Here is a 19328-nt window from a genome sequence, read left to right as displayed (position 1 = left end):
CGCCGGTTACTTCTGCAGCACTGACAGGTCCTCGTCCGCCTCCGGTACCGCCACCGTGCCCCGGTCGTCGGGGAGTGTCTGCACGGTGAAGGCGGGGACGCCGCTCTCGTCCGCCGCCAGGGTGCGGGCGCCGTAGACCGGGCCGCCGGAGACCGGCTCGACCGTGAGCGCGTAGGTGCCCTTGAGGCCGCCGGGGGCCGGGGGCTCGATGTCCTGGGTCGTGCCGGCCTTGATCGTGTACGTCTTCGACACCGGGGTGCCGCCCTCGCTGCCCGCCGAGGCGGTGACCTTGACCGTGGCGGCACGGCCGGGGGCGGTCAGGGACAGGGTGCTGCCCTTGGCGCTGTTGTCGGCGGACGTCGCGCGCGTGCCGACGGGGCGGGTGGCCGGGATGAACGCCGTCTCCTGCTTGTCGCCCTTGCCCCGTACGACCCGCAGGGCCGCCACGACCGGCACGGACTGGTCCGTCGGCGTCAGTACCAGGGAGCCCGCCTCGCCGCGTGTGACGTCGCCGAGGTCGACGGCGGTCGTCATGCCGCCCTTGACGTGCACCGTCTCGTGCCCGGCCGGGGTGATCAGCCCCGAGGGGGAGGCGAGGCGCACCTTCAGGTCCGCGTCGGCGTCGCCCGGGGTGAAGGCGACCAGGCGCACGGAGGTGGCGTCCTCGGGGATGCCGGGCAGGACCAGGCTGCCCGACGGGTCCGTGGACGCGGCCAGCCAGTCGCCGCCGAGCTTGTCGTCCAGGGCCTGCACCGAAGCGCCGACGCGTCCGCTGCGGACGTTGACGTGCACGGTGAGGTTGGTCTGGTCCTCGTCCGTGAGCGTGGACAGCAGGACCGGCTCGCTGGAGTGCGGCTGGACGGTGATGCCCTCCCCCACCGGGGACTGAAGGGAGCCGTCCTTGCCGTAGAGCTCGATGTCGACCACGGCGGCCGAGTCGTCGGGGTTCGTCAGGTGGACGTAGTCGGTGCGGTCGGCCGCGGTGCTGGCGCCCGGGAACCAGAAACTCGTGTCCGGTGCCGCGCAGTTGACGCCCTGAAGGCCGCGCCCGGTCCCGGCGGCGACCTCCGTGGTCTCCTGGACGGTCCAGCCGGGCGCGAACCTGCCGTCGGCGGTCCCGACGAGCGCGGGCGCGTCGGAACCCGAGCTGTCGCCGGTGACCGGCTTGCCGGGCTCCTTGGGAGTCAGCACGGGCTTCTCGGCCTTGTTCTCGGCCTTGTTCTCGGCCTTGTTGTCGGCCTTTTTGTCGTCCTCGCCCTTGTCGCCGCCCGGGTCCGAGCCGTCCGCCGATGCCTCGGCCGCCGCCTGGAGTTCGGCCTTGCCGCCGCTCTCCGTGCCCTTCGTGACGGGTGTGAAGGACGTGTAGGACGTCTCGGCGAGGTCGGAGGTGCTGGGCGCCGGGCACAGCAGGCTCGTGCGCTCCACGGGCAGTTGGGCGGCCGCCTTGGCGGTGGCGTCCGCGCCCGGGTCGTCCGGGGCGGACAGCGCGGCGAAGCCGGTGACGGCGGCGAGCGCGGTCACACCGGCGATCAGGGACAGGGTGGTGCGGTTCACTGCTGGCTCCCGTCGGGACGCTCACTGCCCGTGCCGTGGGGGTGGTGCTGCTCCTGCGCCGGGTCGTACGGCGTGCCGTAGCCCTGCGTGTAGGCCTGGTCGTAGCCCGCCTGGTCGTACGACGGTGCCTGGGGCGAGCCGCCGTACGCGTACGGGTCGTACTGGCCGCCCTGGTACGGATCCGCCTGGTACTGCCCGCCGTACGCGTCCGCCGGGTACGGGGCGGCCTGGTACTGGTCGCCGTAGCCCGCGTACTCGCCGCCCGGGTAGCCCGCGGCGTCCCACTGACCGTGGTTCTGCTGCTGCGGCACGGCAGCCGGGGGCTGCTCGGGCTGCGGGGGCGGGAACTCCCCGGGGCCGGCCGCTCCTTCCGCCTCGGTCTCGGCCTCGGCCTGGGCGCGCAGGCGGCGGGCGCGGCGGCCCTCGCCGGCGACCGCCTGGGCCGGGACGACCGGCTCCTCGGGCATGTCGTCGTCGACGTCGCGGCGCCGGCCGGGCAGGGCGAGCACCACGAGGACGACGGCGAGCAGGCCCTGCGTCCACAGCCACACGGTGTGGCCGATGGGGTCGTCGTAGGTGACGTCCAGCGTGCCGCCGGTGGCGGGGAGTTCGAAGCCCTGGGCCCAGCCGTCGACCGTGGTGCGGGTCAGCGGCTTGCCGTCCAGCGTGGCGGTCCAGCCGTCGGCGGCGGTGTCGGCGAGGCGCAGCACGCGCCCGTCGGCTCCGGACGGGATCGTGGTGTGGATGTCGACGGGCCCGGCGGCGACGGGCTGCGGGGTGCCGGATCCGGAGGCGGGGACGATGGCGGCGCGCGCGACCTGCCGGTCGATGCGCCACAGCGCTCCGCCGCTCTGCTGGCTGAGCCGGGTCAGGCCGGGCGTGGCGTCCAGGACGCGGGTGACCTCGCGGGGCGCGCCCTGGTGGACGAGGACGTAGCGCACGGCGAAGCCGCCGAGCTGGTCGGCCTGGTCGGCACCGGAGCCGGCGACGAGGTTGGCGACGACCTTGTCGAGACTGCTGTTCTCGCCGTCGGCCGCGGCGACCTCGCCGTCGCCGAGGCGGGCGCCTGAGCCGCGCACCAGCATGTAGCCGACGTGGGCCCCGGAGTCGCTGTCGAGGACGAGGGTGCGGGCCTGGTCGCGGGTGCCGCTCTCCTCGGCGACGAACGCGGGGACCTGGGTCGGGTCGCGCCGCTCCAGGGGCCCGTCGGCGCCGCGGATCATCCAGCCGGCGGCGACGAGCAGCGGGCCCGCGGCCGAGGCGAAGGCGATGAGCACGGCGACCGGCTGGCGCCAGCCGAAGCTCTGCTCGGCCACGCGCGCGCGTGCCCCGTCGGCGCCGAGCACGGCGGCCGCCAGGAGGGCGATGCCGTAGACGAGGGTCGCGGGTCCTGCCCAGGTGGAGCTGTTGGACAGGGCCGCGAAGACGAAGCCCACCAGGGCGACCGCCCAGGCCGTGCGGATGCCCCGCTGGCGTTCCGAGCGCAGCAGGGCGGCGAGCGCGGCCAGCACGATGCCGATGAGCATCAGGCCGCTGACGGTGCCGGGGCCGCCCGGGCTGGCGCCGAGCAGGTCGAGGGCGGAGGCGGAGGCGGCTCCGTACTCCAGGCCGGCCTGGTGGAAGAAGCCGAACGGGAGCAGCGACAGCGACCAGGGCGCGAGGACCAGCAGGGGCGTGCCGAGCTGGGCGAGGAAACGCGTCCCGTACGCCGTGATGTCCGTGCGGCGCACGGCCAGCAGCCCCGCCCCGAGGATCAGCGCGACGGGCCACACGATCGGGGTGAACGCGGTGGCGATGGTCAGCAGCAGTGCGTACGCCCAGGTGGCGCGCCAACTGCCCCGCGCGCCCGACGGGTTCGCCAGGCCGCTGGCGGCGATGCCCGCGCGCGCGATGAGCGGCAGCAGCACGGCCAGGACGGCCGTGCCGATGCGGCCGCCGGCGAGGGCGCCGGTGGCGGCGGGCAGGAAGGCGTAGACGACGGCCGCCCACGCGCGCAGCAGCCGCGACTGGACCAGCGGGCGGGAGACGAAGTAGGCGGCGACACCGGCCAGCGGCACCGAGCAGACGAGCAGGACGGTGACGGCGAGGCCGGTGGAGCCGAACAGCAGGGACGCCAGCATCGCCACGAGGGCGATGTAGGGGGGCGCGGAGGAGGTGCCGCCGGCGCCGACCGGGTGCCAGGCGTCCAGGTAGCGCGCCCACAGGGCGGCGGAGTCGGCCGGGGCGGGCAGCAGGGCACCGCCCGCGAGCGCGCCGCCACCGAGGAGTTCACGGCAGGCGAGCAGGGAGACGAGCAGCAGGACGAGGAAGAGCACCGGGCCGGGCTTGCGGGCGATGCGCTTGAGCCGGGCGAACTGCTCGATCTGCAGGAAGTCCGCGTCGTCGCCGCCGGGGCCCGACTCCACGGCTCCGCCGTGCCGTCCGGCGCCGGAGGCGACCTCGGGGTCGGAGCTGCCGACGAGGTTGCCCGCGACCTGCTCGACGGTCATGCGGACGGTCGCGCCGGGCGGCGGGAACAGCGGCCGCAGTTCGCCCTTGTCGATCCGGGGGGTGCCTCTGGCGCGCCGCCCGGCGAGGATCCGCTCGGGCCGCAGCAGGGTGCCCATGAGGCCGCGGATCTCGTCGACGGCCTGTCCGGGGACCTTGCCGACGAGGTAGGCGACGGTGCGCAGCAGGGTGCCGAGCACGACGCGCAGCAGCACCCAGGGGAGCACGGCCGTGCGGGTGTTGACGAGCAGGCTGTAGACGGCGCCGGCCTTGTCGACCTTGTGCGGGGAGGCGGAGGTGCGGCCCACGCAGTCGACGGTGCGGCGCTCCCGGGAGGCCGCCTCGGCGTGCCGGACGACGGCTTCCGGGGCGATGAGCACGCGGTGGCCCGCGGCGTGCGCGCGCCAGCACAGGTCGAGGTCGTCGCGCATGAGGGGCAGGTGCCGGTCGAAGCCGCCGAGCTGTTCGAAGATGTCGCGGCGGACGAGCATGCCGGCGGTGGACACGGACAGCACGGTCCGGACGTGGTCGTGCTGGCCCTGGTCCTGCTCCCGGCGGTCCAGGCCGGTCCAGCGACGGCCGGAGTTGGCGATGGAGACACCGACCTCCAGCAGCTGCCGCCGGTCGTACCAGCCGCGGAGCTTGGGGCCCACGACGGCGACGTCCTCGCGGCCCAGCTCGTACTCGTTGTCCACGACGCGCAGCAGCTGGGCCAGGGCGTCGGGTTCCGGGGCGCAGTCGTCGTGCAGCAGCCACAGCCATTGCACCGGCTCACCGTGCGGGAGCTCGGGCATGTCGTAGGCGTCGTCCCGCCAGGAGCGCGTGACGGGGTCCCAGCCGCTGGGGCGCTTCAGGTACGGCAGTTCGTCCGGGGTGAGGACCGGGGCACTGCGGTCGCACTCCTCGACGGCCTGGCCGAAGCCGGTACGGCGGGCGAGGTGCAGCACCCGGTCGGCGCCGAGCGCGTCGGTGACCAGCTGGGCGGAGGTGTCCGCGCTGCCGGTGTCGGCCCCCATCGCGTACTGGACGGGGCGCTCCTGGCCGAGCAGCCCGGCGAGTGCGTCGGGCAGCCAGCGGGCGCCGTCGTGGGAGACGAGGACCGCGGTCACCACATGACGCGGGAACTCGGGTGGGTGGGCCGGGTCAAACACGGCGGTGGCAGCGGTGTCGTGATGAGCTGCCGGGTGGCTGTGCACGGACATCGAGGTACGGGCCCCGGTTCGGTGGACTGCGGTGGACGCCTGCGACCGGCGGGGGCCGCGGGGCGTCTCGGACGAGCGCCCACACTATCGGCTGGCAGCGCGACGGCCCGCCGCCTGTGGATAACCCACCCGCGACGGGCCGTTCACGCATCCATGGGTCCGGTCAGACCGCGGCCTTCTTCAGCCGGCGGCGTTCCCGCTCGGACAGGCCGCCCCAGATACCGAAGCGCTCGTCGTTGGCGAGGGCGTACTCGAGGCACTCGGAGCGGACCTCGCAGGAGAGACAGACCTTCTTGGCCTCCCGGGTCGAGCCGCCCTTCTCGGGGAAGAAGGACTCGGGGTCGGTCTGGGCGCACAGCGCGCGCTCCTGCCAGCCGAGTTCCTCGTCCGCGTCGTCGACCAGCAGTTGCTGCACCAGCTCGGTCATGTGCGCCCCTCGTCTGTTCTTTTCCGCGTCCCCGTGATGTAGCCGTTACCGATTGCGGCTGAACGACACGAGTGAAATTACAAGTGTGCTGCTCCGGGCGAGTCAAGCCGAGATCTGCTATTGAGCCCCTTATTCACTCTGCGGAACCAAGGCCGTGCGGAAAGTGTTCAAATCGGCATAAACCTTGACACGCAGACGGAGCCCGCGAGGAGCCCCACCGTCACCCAGGCCCCGTACAGACCTGTACGGGGGAGGACGCCCAGGAGTTCGATCTCGTTCCGACGCACACGCCGAAGCGAATCTGATCACAGTCTGATCACGAGTACGCAACGAGGTTTGTGCGCCCGGTGAACGCCAAGTGTCCCGGCCTGGCCCTGAACAAACCTTTCATCTGAGTGAACGACCGGATGAGGTGAACCTCGTCCCACATACCGGGTGCCGAGTTGACACCGGAGGTGTGACCCGGTGTCCTAGTGGGCATGCTCGCGAACTTGGCACTCACCTCGACCCGCACCGCCGGGTCCCACGGTGCTGCCCGCGCTCGCTGTAGCTGTCGCTGTTCCAGCTGTTGAGCCACACCCGCTCCAGCTGAAGGCCGGGCCACCAGTCCCTCGGCTCTCGTTCCCTCTGACCCACTTTCACTGAGGAACCACGCACCCCATGAACAGCGACAGCGACCTCCAGATCGCCGGCGACATCCTCGAAGTACCGCACCTGCTCCAGGTGGAGCGCGAGCACCCGGCCACCGTCGCCGAGTTCGTCGGCCTGGCCCGCTCCATCGCCGCCGACCGCTCCCAGTGGGAGCACCTCGTCCGCTACGACGCGGCCAGCCGCTGGTACCACCGGTTGCGCACCGGACCGGGCTACGAGGTGTGGCTGCTGTCCTGGGTGCCCGGGCAGGGCAGTGGGCTGCACGACCACGGCCGCTCCTCCGGTGTGCTGACCGTGCTGGACGGCACGCTGACGGAGCGCACGGAGCGGGGCACGCGCGCGTTGCGGGCGGGCGCGCAGCGCGTGTTCGCGCCGGGGTATGTACACGAGGTCGTGAATGACGCACTCGAGTCGGCGGTGAGTCTTCACGTCTATTACCCGGGGCTGACGGCGATGCCGATGCACACTGCCCCGCACTGCGAGGCCCGGAGCGTGCCGGAAGCCCTGACTACCTGACCCGCTGTCGTACCCGCCTGCAAGACTGCTCCCATGCGCATTGTGGTTCTGGCAGGCGGCATCGGTGGTGCCCGGTTCCTGCGTGGTCTGAAGCGGGCCGTGCCGGACGCGGACATCACGGTCATCGGCAACACCGGAGACGACATCCACCTCTTCGGGCTGAAGGTCTGCCCGGACCTCGACACGGTGATGTACACGCTCGGCGGCGGCATCAACGAGGAGCAGGGCTGGGGCCGTGCCGACGAGACCTTCCACCTCAAGGAGGAGCTCGCGGCGTACGGCGTCGGGCCCGAGTGGTTCGGCCTGGGCGACCGGGACTTCGCGACGCACATCGTGCGGACGCAGATGATCGGCGCCGGTTACCCGCTGAGCGCGGTGACTCAGGCGCTGTGCGAGCGCTGGAAGCCGGGCGTGCGGCTGATCCCGATGTCCGACGACCGCGTCGAGACCCATGTGGCGGTCGAGATCGACGGTGAGCGCAAGGCGATCCACTTCCAGGAGTACTGGGTGCGGCTGCGCGCCTCGGTGCCCGCCGAGGCGATCGTGCCGGTGGGTGCCGACCAGGCGAAGCCCGCGCCGGGGGTCCTGGAGGCCATCGCCGAGGCGGACGTGATCCTCTTCCCGCCGTCCAATCCGGTCGTGTCGATCGGCACAATCCTCGCCGTGCCCGGCGTCCGGGAGGCGATCGCCGACGCCGGGGTGCCGGTGATCGGCCTGTCCCCCATCGTCGGCGACGCGCCCGTGCGAGGCATGGCCGACAAGGTGCTGGCCGCCGTGGGCGTCGAGTCGACCGCGGCGGCGGTGGCCGAGCACTACGGCTCGGGACTGCTGGACGGCTGGCTCGTGGACACGGTGGACGCGGGCGTGGTGGAGCAGGTCGAGGCGGCCGGGGTGCGCTGCCGGGCCGTGCCGCTGATGATGACCGACACCGACGCGACCGCGCGGATGGCCCGCGAGGCCCTGGCGCTGGCGGAGGAGGTGCGGGGGGCTTGAGCGGAGAGATCTCCGTCCGGCAGCGGGATGCCGACGGGTACCGGGTGTGGGCCGTGGGCGGTCTGCCCGAGGTCGCGGCCGGGGACGATCTGGCCAAGCTGATCGCGGCCGCCGAGCCCGGTCTGGCCGACGGGGACGTGCTGCTCGTCACGTCGAAGATCGTGTCCAAGGCGGAGGGCCGCATCGTCCAGGCGGCGGACCGCGAGGCGGCCATCGACGCGGAGACGGTACGGGTGGTGGCCCGGCGCGGCGCCCTCCGGATCGTCGAGAACCGGCAGGGCCTGGTCATGGCCGCGGCCGGGGTCGACGCGTCCAACACCCCCTCCGGGACCGTTCTGTTGCTGCCCGAGGACCCGGACGCGTCCGCCCGCGCGATCCGTGACGGGCTGCGGGACATCCTCGGCGTCGAGGTCGGTGTCGTCGTCACCGACACCTTCGGGCGGCCCTGGCGCGCGGGGCTCACGGATGTCGCGATCGGCGCCGCCGGGGTGCGCGTCCTCGACGATCTGCGCGGGGGCACGGACGCGTACGGCAATCCGCTGAGCGCCACCGTGGTCGCCACGGCAGACGAACTCGCCTCCGCGGGCGACCTGGTCAAGGGCAAGGCCGCCGGGCTGCCCGTAGCCGTCGTACGCGGACTCCCGGACCTGGTCGCCGGGGACGGCGACGAGGAAGGCGCCCGGGCCATGGTGCGCGGCGCGCGGGACGACATGTTCCGGCTCGGCACGTCGGAGGCGGTACGGCTGGCGGTGACCCAGCGGCGTACGGTCCGGGCCTTCACGGACGAGCCCGTCGACCCCGGTGCCGTACGGCGGGCGGTGGCCGCCGCCGTGACGGCGCCCGCGCCGCACCACACCACACCGTGGCGGTTCGTGCTGCTGGAGTCCGAGGAGTCGCGGACGCGGCTGCTCGACGCCATGCGTGACGCCTGGATCGCCGATCTGCGGCGGGACGGCAAGACGGAGGAGTCCATCGCCAAACGGGTGCGCCGCGGGGACGTCCTGCGGAACGCGCCGTACCTCGTCGTCCCCTGCCTGGTCATGGACGGCTCGCACGTCTACGGCGATCCGCGGCGGGACGGCGCCGAACGGGAGATGTTCGTGGTCGCCACGGGCGCCGGCGTGCAGAACCTCCTGGTCGCGCTGGCCGGGGAGCGGCTGGGGTCGGCGTGGGTGTCGTCGACGATGTTCTGCCGGGACGTGGTGCGCGAGGTGCTGGGGCTGCCCGCGGACTGGGATCCGATGGGCGCGGTGGCGGTAGGGCATCCGGCGGAGGAACCGCGACCGCGGCCGGAGCGGGACGCGGGGGCGTTCATCGAGGTGCGGTGACCGGGGTGGGGTGGCGTCTACGCTCGTAGGGCTGCTTCTCTCATCCATCCCGGTCGGTCATCCCGGCGACTTTTCTCAGGGGCCTTGTTCATGGCAGGACGGTTCACTCCCCGGCCCACGCGGACATCTGTGCGCGGCGGGCAGGTCGCCGTGGGCGGGGGTGTGCCCCGGCAGGCGGCGGGGCCGGGCCGGGTGCGCGACTGGGTGCCGGACGGGCCGCTGGATCTCGGTCTTGTGCTCGGGCCGCTGCGGCGCGGGCCGGGTGATCCGACGTTCCGGACGACGCCGGACGGGTCGGTGTGGCGGACCGCGCTCACTCCTGCCGGGCCCGGGACGCTACGGGTGCGCGCGTCCGGCGGTGGGGTGCGCGGGGAGGCGTGGGGGCCCGGGGCCGAGTGGCTGCTGGAGGGGTTGCCCGAGCTGCTCGGGGCCGCCGATGATCCGTCCGTGTTCGTACCGCGGCACCGGCTGGTGGCGCTGACCCGGCATCGGCGGCCGGGGCTCAGGCTGACGCGGAGCGGGCTGGTGCTGGAGTCGCTGATCCCGTCGATTCTCGAGCAGAAGGTCACGACCGATGAGGCGTATCGGGCGTGGCGGTTGCTGGTGCGGAAGTTCGGGGAGCCGGCGCCGGGGCCCGTGCCCGTGCCGATGCATGTGATGCCGGGGCCTCGGACGTGGGCGTTGATTCCGTCGTGGGAGTGGCATCGGGCCGGGGTCGACAACAAGCGGGCGGCGACGATTCTGCGTGCGGTCCGGGTGGCCGGGCGGTTGGAGGAGGCGGCCGGGATGGAGCCGGGGGCGGCTCGGGCGCGGTTGGAGGTTGTGCCGGGGGTGGGGCCGTGGACGTCGGCGGAGACGGTGCAGCGGAGTCATGGGGCGGCGGATGAGGTGACGACGGGGGATCTGCATCTGCCGCGGATCGTGGGGTGGGCGTTGGGCGGGGATCGGGATGCGGATGATTCCGTGATGCTGGAGTTGCTGGAGCCGTATGCGGGGCAGCGGCATCGGGCGGCTCGGTTGGTGCTGTTGAGTGGGCGGGTGCCGGGGCGGCGGGCGCCGAAGATGCCTCGGTGGGATATCGGGGGGTTGTGAGGGGCTGCCGTTTTCGGGTGCCCTGCGTTGGTGCCGGGGGGCGGGTGGGTCCGCAACCCGGCGGAGCGGGGTGCCTCCCCCACTCTCGGCTTCGCTCGAGCGGGGGGGGACCCCCACCGCCCACCCGTGCCGCCCCTAGCGGCACGCATGCCCGCAGCTAGGAGGCACGGGGGCCCGCAGTGGGGCGGCGTGGGGCTGGTGCCTACTGGTCCGAGGAGAAGCGGACCGCTCCCGCTGGGATCTGGGTGTCGCACCAGATGCGGGTGCCTTCCAGGAGTTCGTTGTCGGGGCCGATGGTCGCGCCGTCGCCTATGACCGTGCCGGTGAGGACGGTGCGTTCGCCTACTCGGGCCCGGGCTCCTATGAGGGAGTCGGTGATGACCGCGCCGGGTTCGATCACGGCGCCCGGCATGATCGTGCTGCCGAAGATCCGCGCACCCTCGGCGACGAAGGCGCCCTCCCCCACCACCGTGCCGCCCGACAGCTTGGCGTCGGCCGCGACCGTCGCCGTCGGCAGTACCAGGCGGTCGCCGCAGCGGCCGGGGACGGCGGGCGACGGTGCCCGGCCGAGGACCAGGTCCGCCGAGCCCCGGACGAACGCCGCCGGTGTGCCGAGGTCCAGCCAGTACGTGGAGTCGACCATGCCCTGGAGGTGGGCTCCGGCGGAGAGCAGGTCGGGGAAGGTCTCCCGTTCCACCGACACCGGCCGGCCCGGCGGGATCGTGTCGATGACCGAGCGGCGGAAGACGTACGCCCCCGCGTTGATCTGGTCGGTGACGATCTCCTCGGGGGTCTGCGGCTTCTCCAGGAAGGCCAGGACCCTGCCCGTGCCGTCCGTGGGGACCAGACCGTAGGCACGCGGGTCGGTGACCTTCGTGAGGTGCAGGGAGACGTCCGCGCCCGTCGTCTCGTGGGTGTCCACCAGGGCCCGGATGTCCAGGCCGGTCAGGATGTCGCCGTTGAAGATCAGCACCGGGTCGTCGGGGCCGGAGCGCAGCCGGGAGGCGACGTTGCGGATGGCGCCGCCCGTGCCGAGGGGCTCCTCCTCCGTCACGTACTCCAGGTGCAGGCCCAGCGCGGACCCGTCGCCGAAGTACGGCTCGAAGACCTCGGCCAGATAGGACGTGGCCAGGACGATGTGCTCGACGCCCGCCGCTCTCGCTCTCGCGAGCTGGTGCGTGAGGAAGGGCACCCCAGCCGCCGGGACCATGGGCTTGGGCGTGTGCACCGTGAGCGGGCGCAGCCGGGTGCCCTTGCCACCGACCAGGAGGATCGCTTCAGTCACGTGTCGTCTCTGCTTCCTGCCGGGACCGGCCGAACTGTCTTTCGGCCGGTCAGTGTATGCAGACCGTTCCGTGGCGCCTTCGCTGGCCGTGCGGCATTCCGCCCTCCTGTCCCCCGACGGCGGTGAACGTGTTCTCAGCGTCCCTGGTAGCGGGCCGCCTTGGAGCGGGCCGAGCCGAGCTTGCCGTAGAGCTTCCGTCCCGGGCAGGCGGTCTTGAAGCCGTCCCGGTGACCGGAGATCACGTTCAGTCGTACCTTCTTGCCTTTGCGGTAGAGGTTGCTGCCGGCCGACTTCAGATAGGTCTTCCCCCGCGGATTCATCCGGTACAGGCCCAGCTTCCACGCCGTGACCCGGGCGATGGCCTTGACGGCTGCGGACGACGGTTTCTTGGCTCCGTACGATCCGATGACGGCGATGCCCATGCTGTTGCTGTTGAAACCAAGGGTGTGAGCGCCGAGCACCGGCCTCGCCACGCCCCCGGCGCGGCCCTCGTAGATCTTTCCGCACTTGTCGATGAGGAAGTTGTAGCCGACGTCCCGCCAGCCCATGCTCTTGACGTGGTAGCGGTAGATACTGCGGATGAGTGACGGGGACTGCGAGCAGCTGTACTTGTTGCCGCTGGCGGTGTGGTGCACGAAGGCCGCCTTGACCTTCTTCGTGTAGACGAACTTCCGCTCCCGCAGCCCCTCGTTCGCGCCCCAGCCGCGACGCGTGACGATACGCGGGCGCGGGCCGACGTACGGTTTCGCCCGCTTCCGCTCCACCGGCTGGCCGGCGCGGAGGGCGTAGAACTCGCGCTCGGTCGCCGCCCGGCTCAGTGCCGTGATCTCGGTGGCGCCGAGGGGGGCGAGGTCCGCGTTGGCGGCGGAGGCGTCGGTGGCGGCGGAGGCCTCGGTGTTCAGGCCGCCGGTGCGGGGGCCGTCCACGGGGCCGCCGGGCAGTGCCTCGTCGCCCTCGCCGGGGTCGACGAGTTCGAGACGGAGGCCGGAGGGGAGCGAGGGCGCCGCGACCGCGATGCTGCGGCCGCCCGTGCCCTGGAGTTCCGAACGGACCCGGAGTTCCACGCCGTCGGAGGCGCCCACCCACAGTGGTGCCGTGGCGCCGCGCACGCGGCCCGAGGTGCTCTCGGGGGTGTCCAGGTCGGCCGCGTGGTCGGCGTTGTGCGTCTCCACGTCCTGCCAGCCCGACCAGGTGCCGGTGCCTGCGGCGCGGGTGCGGACGTGGACGCGGCCGTGCAGTTCGGCTCGGGGGTCGTCCCAGATGACGCCGACGAGGGAGAAGCGGCGTACGGCACGGCGGGACAGGCCCTGTTCGGCGTAGGCGGAGGCGGACGCGGAGGGGGTGGCGCGGTTACGGGTGAGGGGTTCGAGGGGGAGGGACTGGGTGCTGCCGGAGGCGTTCGGTTCGGCCCCGCGCCGGGCGGTCATGGTCGTGTCCGGCGTCCCCGCGTGGGGCGCGGGTCTCGCGGCCGTGGCGGCCTCGGTGGTCGACACCGGTCTCGCCGTCGCCGCGAGGGCGGGCGGGGTGAGGGGAAGGGCCAGAGCGGCCGCACAGGTGACACCGATCGAGGAAGCAAGGAATCCACGCATGCCCCTGATCTTTGACATAGTCCTATAAGTCTGTCCATTTGGGATTTGACGGACTGTCGGCCTGAATTCGCCCGAACCGGTGGTGAACGCACGGTGGGCGGTGGCCGGGCCGTTGGGCGGAGTCCGGCGTGCCGCGTACGCTTGCGCGGGTGAACGCCACCGATCGCACCCCCGCCGACCTGCTGGGTTCCGCGCTCGCCGCGGATCCGGGACGCCCCCTGGTGACCTTCTACGACGACGCCACGGGCGAACGCGTCGAACTGTCCGTGGCCACCTTCGCCAATTGGGTGGCCAAGACCGCGAACCTGCTCCAGGACGAGCTGTCCGTCGAGCCCGGGGACCGGGTCGCGCTTTTGCTGCCCGCGCACTGGCAGACGGCGGTGTGGTTGCTCGCGTGTGCGTCGGTCGGTGTGGTCGCGGACGTGTCCGGGGACGCTCGGGCCGCCGATGTCGTGGTGAGCGGGCCGGACGGGCTGGAAGCGGCACGGGCGTGTTCCGGGGCGCGGATCGCGATGGCGCTGCGGCCGCTCGGGGGGCGGTTTCCGCAGCCGCCCGAGGGGTTCGTCGACTACGCGGTGGAGGTGCCGGGGCAGGGGGACCGGTTCGTGCCGTACGCGCCCGTGGATCCGGAGGAGCCCGCGCTGATCGTGGCGGGGCGGGAGTTCAGCGGGGCCGAGGTGGTCGAGCGGGCCCGGGCGGAAGCGACGGGGCTGGGGCTGACCGGGCCCGGGTCGCGGATCCTGTCGGGGTTGCCGTACGACACGTGGGAAGGGCTGAACGCGGGGTTGTACGGGCCGTTGGCCACGGGAGGGTCCGTGGTGCTGTGCCGGAATCTGGAGTTGGCGGGGGGCGAGGTGCTGGACAAGCGGGTGGAGAGTGAGCGGGTTACGGCGCTTGCCCGGTAGGTCGTTCGCAGGTGCTCTGCGTCGGCGCTGAGGGCGGGGCGTGGCGCAGCCCGGCGTAGCGGGGTGCCGCTGCGCCCACCCGTGCCGCCCTTAGCGGCACGATTGCCCGCAGTTCAGCGGCTGAGCGGCTGAGTGCCCCCCCATTCGGCCCATCCCGACCTCTCCCCCACCCCCCATCCACGCCACAGTCGTAAGAACAGTGCGCGCGGCACGTTCGTACGACGTGAGGGGTGGTCCCTGTCGTGGCCGACACCGGTGGTGGGTCCTTGCGGAGGCTTGGGCCGGGTGCGGGGGCCTCGGCCGGTGGGCGGGGGCTGGCGCGGCGGCGCCGGCGGCGGTGGGTGCGGTACACGGCGTTCGGGATCACCGGCCTCGTCGTGGCGGCCGCCGGGGCCGGATGGGCCGTGTACGCCAAGCTCAGCGGGAACATCACGCCCGACGAGGCCGCCGCCGCCGAGCTCGCGCGGTACGAGAAGGAGCGGCCCACCTCGCTGGTCAAGGACGCGCGGAACATCCTGCTGATCGGCTCGGACTCGCGCGAAGGGAACGACAACGCCCGTTACGGCCGGGACTCCGGGACCGAGCGGTCGGACACCACGATCCTGCTGCACCTGTCCGCGGGACGGCGCAGCGCCACCGCCGTCTCCCTGCCCCGGGACCTGATGGTGGAGCTGCCGGGCTGCCGGCGCCCGGACGGGTCCCGCAGCGCTCCGCGGTTCGCGATGTTCAATCAGGCCTTCCAGCTGGGCGGTTCGGCCTGCACGATCCGGACCGTGGAGAAGCTCACCGATGTCCGCGTCGATCACCACGTCGTCGTCGACTTCCACGGCTTCAAGGAGATGGTCGACGCGGTCGACGGTGTCGAGGTGTGCCTGCGGCAGCCGGTCGACGACCGGGCCGCCAAGCTGAGGCTGCCCGCGGGACGCGTGACGCTCAACGGCGAGCAGGCCCTCGGCTACGTCCGCGCCCGCAAGTCCCTCGGCGACGGCAGCGACACGGAGCGGATGGAACGGCAGCAACGATTCCTCGGCGCACTCGTCAACAAAGTGCGCAGCAATGACGTCCTGCTGAATCCGGTGAAGCTGTATCCCGTCCTGGACGCCGCCACGTCCTCTCTCACAACGGACCCGGATCTGGCCAGCCTCCGCGGTTTGTACGAACTCGTGCGCGGTCTGCGCGACATCCCCATGGAACAAGTGCAATTCCTGACCGTCCCCCGGGAGTCGTACGCATACGACGCCAATCGCGACCAACTCGTGGAGCCCGAGTCGGACAGGCTGTTCGAGCGGCTGCGGACGGACACTCCGGTGGTGGTCGCGGGGGACGCACCGGGAAGTTCCGCCCCGCCGAGGCCTGCCGATTCGCGTGAACGGTCGCACGGGGATCCGTATCCGGGCCCGTTCACGAAATCCGCCGTCACCGTTTCTCCTCCACCCACGTTCCGTGGAAACACGGCAGCCGAGGACACCTGCGAGTAAAGCGGACACCAAGGCCGCCTCAAGGTAACGCGCTCTTCACCCGGAAAATGGGCGAATTGCCCAGGTGTAGGGACGTGGACTTCGTCACCGTCGTCCCTCGACGCTGAACTGGGCGGTTAGTGTGAGCGATCCCGGTGCGCCCGGCTCTGAGGATGTTCCTGAGAGCGCGCACTGTGTGACCGAGACCGAGCGCCTTGGAGGGGTAGGCGCCGCGTGCCCCGACGGAGGAATCAGACAACCGTGGACGCGCAAGGCCGTGGGCGGGCGGACGACATCGATCCCGCAGACCAGTGGGTGCTCAATCCGAACACCGGCGAATACGAAATGCGACTGCCCGCTTCCGCACCGCGGTCGGGTGTCCCCTCACCCCGCAAGCCACCGCCCTCCGACGGAGACCTGTCGGCGCTGGGCACCACGCAGCCGCTCGGCCGCACCGAGGCGCCCGGACGCCCGCGGCCCGAGACGCCCGGCCGTGCGGTGCCGTCGCGCAGGCGCCGGGGGGCTCCGGCGCCGGAGGAACCGCTGCCGGGGCGGCGTGGCCGCCGGCCCGCCAAGAAGGCCGCGAAGGGCAAGAAGGTCCTGCTGTGGACCGGCGGCGTGATGGCGTTCGTGCTGGTCGCCGGGGCGGGCGCCGCCTACTTCTACATCGAGCACCTGAACAGCAACATCGCGTCCGTCTCCGACGACGGCGCGAGCACCGGTGGCTTCCAGAAGGACAAGGCCATCAACATCCTGCTGATCGGCACCGACAAGCGCACCGGCGCGGGCAACGAGAAGTACGGCGACGCGGGCAGTGTCGGGCACGCCGACACCACGATCCTGCTGCATGTCTCCAAGGACCGTTCCAACGCGACCGCCCTGAGCATCCCGCGTGACCTGATCGTCGACATCCCGGACTGCCCGACCACGCAGGAGGACGGGTCCCAGAAGGTCATCCCGGGCACGCCGAAGACCCGCTTCAACACCAGCCTCGGCCAGGACGAACGAACCCCGAGCTGCACCATGCGGACCGTGACGGAGCTGACCGGGGTCAAGCCGGACAACTTCATGGTCGCCGACTTCAACGCGGTCAAGACGCTGACCAGCGCGGTCGGCGGGGTCGAGGTCTGTCTGGGCAAGGACATCGACGACCCGGACTCGCACCTGAAGCTGTCGAAGGGCAACCACACCATCGAGGGCGAGCAGGCGCTGGCCTTCGTGCGCACCCGGCACTCGGTCGGCTTCGGCGGCGACCTGAGCCGGATCGGGCTCCAGCAGCAGTTCCTGAGCGCGCTGATGCGCAAGCTGAAGTCCAACGACACGCTCACCAGCCCGTCGAAGATGCTCGATCTGGCCGAGGCGGGCACGAAGGCGCTGACCGTCGACTCGCAGCTGTCCAGCATCGGCAAGCTGAAGGACCTCGGTCTGGAGCTGGGCAAGCTCAACACCAAGAACCTCACCTTCGCCACGACCCCGGTGATCGACAACCCGGCGGAGAAGGTCCCGACCACGGTCGTCCTCAACGAGTCGTCGGCACCGCAGGTCTTCGACATGATCAAGAACGACGTCTCCTTCACCGCGGTCAAGGAAAAGAAGAAGAAGGAAGCCGCCGCGGTGGCCGCCAGGCTGAAGGGCACCAAGTCCGCGGCCTCCGAGGTGCGGGTGCGGATCATGAACGGCGGTGCCGTCGCGGGCAGCGCCCAGGAGACGCTGAGCTGGCTGCAGAACGAGGAGGGCGTGACCAAGTCGGAGAACGCCGGCAACGCGCCCGCCGAGCTGGCGAAGACGACCCTGGAGTACGCCCCCGACCAGGCCGACCAGGCCCGGCGCCTCGCCGACATCATGGGCCTGCCCGGGTCCGCGCTGAAGCCGGGCGAGAGCGTGGAGAACGCCCAGGGCGTACCCGCGATGACCCTGACCCTCGGCAAGGACTTCAAGGGCGCGGGCGCTTCCCAGACCACTCCGACCAAGGCGCCGGCGGACGTGGACAAGTCCACGGCGGACAAGGTGGAGTGCGCCGAGTGACCTGAGGGGCCTGACGTACGTCTCACAGGGCGTACGGCAGGCCTTGTCCGGTGACACGGGGGTGGGGAAGACAGATGGCGCGGAGCAGCGGCGTGTATGGGGAGGGGACGAAGCCGGGTGCCGTCCCGCGGGAGCCGGCCCCGGGCAGATCCTCCGGGCCGGTCGGCGGGGACGGCCGCAGAGGCCGCCGGGCCCGCCGCGGACGCCGCGTCCTGCGCTGGTCGGCTACGACCCTCTCCCTGCTGGTCCTCGGGACCGCCGGCGCCGGTTACCTCTACTACGAGCACCTGAACGGCAACATCGAGAAGGGCCAGCGCAGCAGCGGCGACTCCAAGGCGAGGCGGGCCGCTCCGAACGCGGCCGGGCAGACGCCCCTGAACATCCTGCTGATCGGCTCCGACAGCCGTAACTCCGACGAGAACGTGAAGCTGGGCGGCGCCAGGAAGGACCGCGGCACTCCGCCGCGAGGCGATGTGCAGATGCTGATCCATCTGGCCGCGGACCGCGAGAGCGCCGCCGTGGTGAGCATTCCGCGCGACACCCGGGTCGACATACCCAAGTGCACCGACCCGGAGTCCGGTCGGGCGTATCCGCCGGTCAACACGATCATCAACGCCTCGCTGGCCCGGGGCGGAGCGGGCTGCACGCTGGCGACCTGGGAGAACCTCACCGGGGTCTACATCGACCACTGGATGACGATCGACTTCGCGGGCGTGGTGAAGATGGCGGACGCCATCGGCGGGGTCGAGGTGTGCGTGGAGCAGAACGTGTGGGACCGCCCGCTGCCCCGCGTGCCCGGCGGCTCCGGCCTGAAGCTGAAGGCCGGCCGGACGAAGGTACAGGGAGAGCAGGCCCTGCAGTGGCTGCGCACCCGCCACGCCTGGGGCAGCGACCCGCTGCGGGCCAGGGCGCAGCACATGTACATGAACTCGATGATCCGCACGCTCAAGTCGCAGAACGTCTTCACCGACACCGGCCGGCTGACGGACCTGGCCGAGGCGGCGACGAAGTCGCTGCACGTGTCCGAGGAGATCGGCACGGTGAAGAAGCTGTACGACCTGGGGGCGCAGCTGAAGACGGTGCCGACGGACCGCATCACCATGACGACGCTGCCCACGGCAGCGGACCCGGAGGACGCCAACCACCTGATCCCGGCCGGTGCCGACGCCGACCGGGTGTGGGAGATGATCCGCGACGACGTGCCCTTCGACGGCAAGGGCGGGAAGTCCGGCTCGAAGAAGGCCGGTTCCAAGCAGCCCGGGGAGAAGGCGTCCCGGGATCCGGCCGCGGCGGACGGCGAGATCGGCGTCCTGGTGCAGAACGCCACGCGCGCCGGCACCCTCGGTCCGGTGACCGGACGCGCGGGCGCCGTCACCCGGTCGCTCGTGGACAAGGGCTTCACGAAGGCCGCCGCGGACACCTCGGGTGCGCTGGCCGAGGAGCGGACCGTCGTGCGCTATCCGAGCGCCGAGTTGGCGGGAGATGCCCAGCGCGTCGCCAAGTCGCTGGGCATTCCGCTGACTTCGGTGCGGCGGTCCACCGAGGTGTCCGGTGTCACGGTCGTCGTGGGTGCCGACTGGCGTACGGGGACGGCGTATCCGAAGCAGCCGGCGCCGAAGGCCGGAGACCTGCCCGGTGACGCGGACGCGCTCAACGGTTCGGACTCCGGTAAGTGCATGGATGTGTACGCGCCCTACCGCTGGTAGAGATTCCTGGCAAGGAATTGCGCCGGATTGCCCAAATGTAGGGACGTTGAATTTGTCATTCAGCGCACATCGGCGTTCAACTGGGCGGATAGTGTGAGCGATCCAGTGCTT

Annotated in this window: 13 protein-coding genes; 8 read left to right on the top strand and 5 right to left on the bottom strand. The window is 72.0% G+C overall.

Annotation, left to right across the window (positions count from 1 at the left end):
- Window positions 1-6 precede the first annotated feature (6 nt).
- From AC07DF_RS29505 to AC07DF_RS29495, 3 genes are all read right to left on the bottom strand, one after another.
- A complete protein-coding gene (locus tag AC07DF_RS29505) occupies window positions 7-1554 on the bottom strand; it encodes a DUF5719 family protein (protein ID WP_478977868.1) in 1548 nt (515 codons plus the stop codon).
- Entirely contained in the window at window positions 1551-5243 is a 3693-nt protein-coding gene (locus AC07DF_RS29500) for a glycosyltransferase (RefSeq protein ID WP_478977865.1), read from the bottom strand. Before AC07DF_RS29500 ends, AC07DF_RS29505 begins: the two co-directional genes overlap by 4 nt.
- Before the next feature lie 163 nt (window positions 5244-5406).
- Window positions 5407-5670 carry a WhiB family transcriptional regulator gene (locus AC07DF_RS29495; protein WP_003990679.1) on the bottom strand — a complete coding sequence of 88 codons (264 nt, stop codon included), beginning with the start codon at window positions 5668-5670 and terminating at the stop codon, window positions 5407-5409.
- Between the two features lie 660 nt (window positions 5671-6330).
- Between AC07DF_RS29495 and AC07DF_RS29490 the strand changes: the two genes are divergently transcribed.
- The 4 genes from AC07DF_RS29490 to AC07DF_RS29475 all read left to right on the top strand — a co-directional run bounded on the left by AC07DF_RS29490 (window position 6331) and on the right by AC07DF_RS29475 (window position 10250).
- The gene (locus tag AC07DF_RS29490) at window positions 6331-6837 is read left to right on the top strand and encodes a cysteine dioxygenase (RefSeq protein ID WP_478977861.1); all 507 of its coding nucleotides are present in this window, start codon (window positions 6331-6333) and stop codon (window positions 6835-6837) included.
- Between the two features lie 33 nt (window positions 6838-6870).
- Window positions 6871-7830, top strand: a complete 960-nt coding sequence (gene cofD / locus AC07DF_RS29485; RefSeq protein WP_478977858.1) for a 2-phospho-L-lactate transferase — start codon at window positions 6871-6873, stop codon at window positions 7828-7830.
- The gene (locus AC07DF_RS29480) at window positions 7827-9158 is read left to right on the top strand and encodes a coenzyme F420-0:L-glutamate ligase (RefSeq protein WP_478977855.1); all 1332 of its coding nucleotides are present in this window, start codon (window positions 7827-7829) and stop codon (window positions 9156-9158) included. Before cofD ends, AC07DF_RS29480 begins: the two co-directional genes overlap by 4 nt.
- Window positions 9159-9248: 90 nt before the next feature.
- A complete protein-coding gene (locus AC07DF_RS29475; RefSeq protein ID WP_478977852.1) occupies window positions 9249-10250 on the top strand; it encodes a DNA-3-methyladenine glycosylase family protein in 1002 nt (333 codons plus the stop codon).
- Between the two features lie 202 nt (window positions 10251-10452).
- On the opposite strand, the gene manB is transcribed toward AC07DF_RS29475, so the two are convergent.
- Complete coding sequence (gene manB, locus AC07DF_RS29470; protein ID WP_478977849.1) at window positions 10453-11535, bottom strand: mannose-1-phosphate guanylyltransferase; 1083 nt, start codon at window positions 11533-11535, stop codon at window positions 10453-10455.
- 134 nt (window positions 11536-11669) lie between these two features.
- Complete coding sequence (locus AC07DF_RS29465; protein WP_478977846.1) at window positions 11670-13124, bottom strand: peptidoglycan recognition protein family protein; 1455 nt, start codon at window positions 13122-13124, stop codon at window positions 11670-11672.
- A 149-nt stretch (window positions 13125-13273) separates the two neighbouring features.
- Here AC07DF_RS29465 and AC07DF_RS29460 point away from each other — a divergent pair, with 149 nt between their 5' ends.
- From AC07DF_RS29460 to AC07DF_RS29445, 4 genes are all read left to right on the top strand, one after another.
- Window positions 13274-14029 (top strand): TIGR03089 family protein, encoded by a 756-nt coding sequence (locus tag AC07DF_RS29460; RefSeq protein WP_478977843.1) that lies wholly within the window; start codon window positions 13274-13276, stop codon window positions 14027-14029.
- 242 nt (window positions 14030-14271) lie between these two features.
- Complete coding sequence (locus AC07DF_RS29455; protein ID WP_478977964.1) at window positions 14272-15507, top strand: LCP family protein; 1236 nt, start codon at window positions 14272-14274, stop codon at window positions 15505-15507.
- A gap of 240 nt (window positions 15508-15747) precedes the next feature.
- Window positions 15748-17511: an LCP family protein gene (locus AC07DF_RS29450; protein ID WP_478977840.1), complete on the top strand. Its 1764-nt coding sequence runs from the start codon at window positions 15748-15750 to the stop codon at window positions 17509-17511.
- Between the two features lie 74 nt (window positions 17512-17585).
- Complete coding sequence (locus AC07DF_RS29445) at window positions 17586-19217, top strand: LCP family protein (protein WP_478977837.1); 1632 nt, start codon at window positions 17586-17588, stop codon at window positions 19215-19217.
- Window positions 19218-19328: the final 111 nt, after the last annotated feature.

The sequence above is a fragment of the Streptomyces sp. NPDC044719 genome, assembly GCF_056433405.1.
The sequence above is the reverse complement of the archived record's forward strand: the minus strand, read 5'-3'. Positions and strand labels throughout refer to the sequence as shown.

What these genes read in the sequence shown, in the direction of transcription:
- AC07DF_RS29500 (WP_478977865.1), bottom strand. Translation starts at nt 5,243, where the DNA reads ATGTCCGTGCACAGCCACCCGGCAGCTCATCACGACACCGCTGCCACC.
- AC07DF_RS29495 (WP_003990679.1), bottom strand. Translation starts at nt 5,670, where the DNA reads ATGACCGAGCTGGTGCAGCAACTGCTGGTCGACGACGCGGACGAGGAA.
- AC07DF_RS29490 (WP_478977861.1), top strand. Translation starts at nt 6,331, where the DNA reads ATGAACAGCGACAGCGACCTCCAGATCGCCGGCGACATCCTCGAAGTA.
- cofD (WP_478977858.1), top strand. Translation starts at nt 6,871, where the DNA reads ATGCGCATTGTGGTTCTGGCAGGCGGCATCGGTGGTGCCCGGTTCCTG.
- AC07DF_RS29475 (WP_478977852.1), top strand. Translation starts at nt 9,249, where the DNA reads ATGGCAGGACGGTTCACTCCCCGGCCCACGCGGACATCTGTGCGCGGC.
- AC07DF_RS29465 (WP_478977846.1), bottom strand. Translation starts at nt 13,124, where the DNA reads ATGCGTGGATTCCTTGCTTCCTCGATCGGTGTCACCTGTGCGGCCGCT.
- AC07DF_RS29445 (WP_478977837.1), top strand. Translation starts at nt 17,586, where the DNA reads ATGGCGCGGAGCAGCGGCGTGTATGGGGAGGGGACGAAGCCGGGTGCC.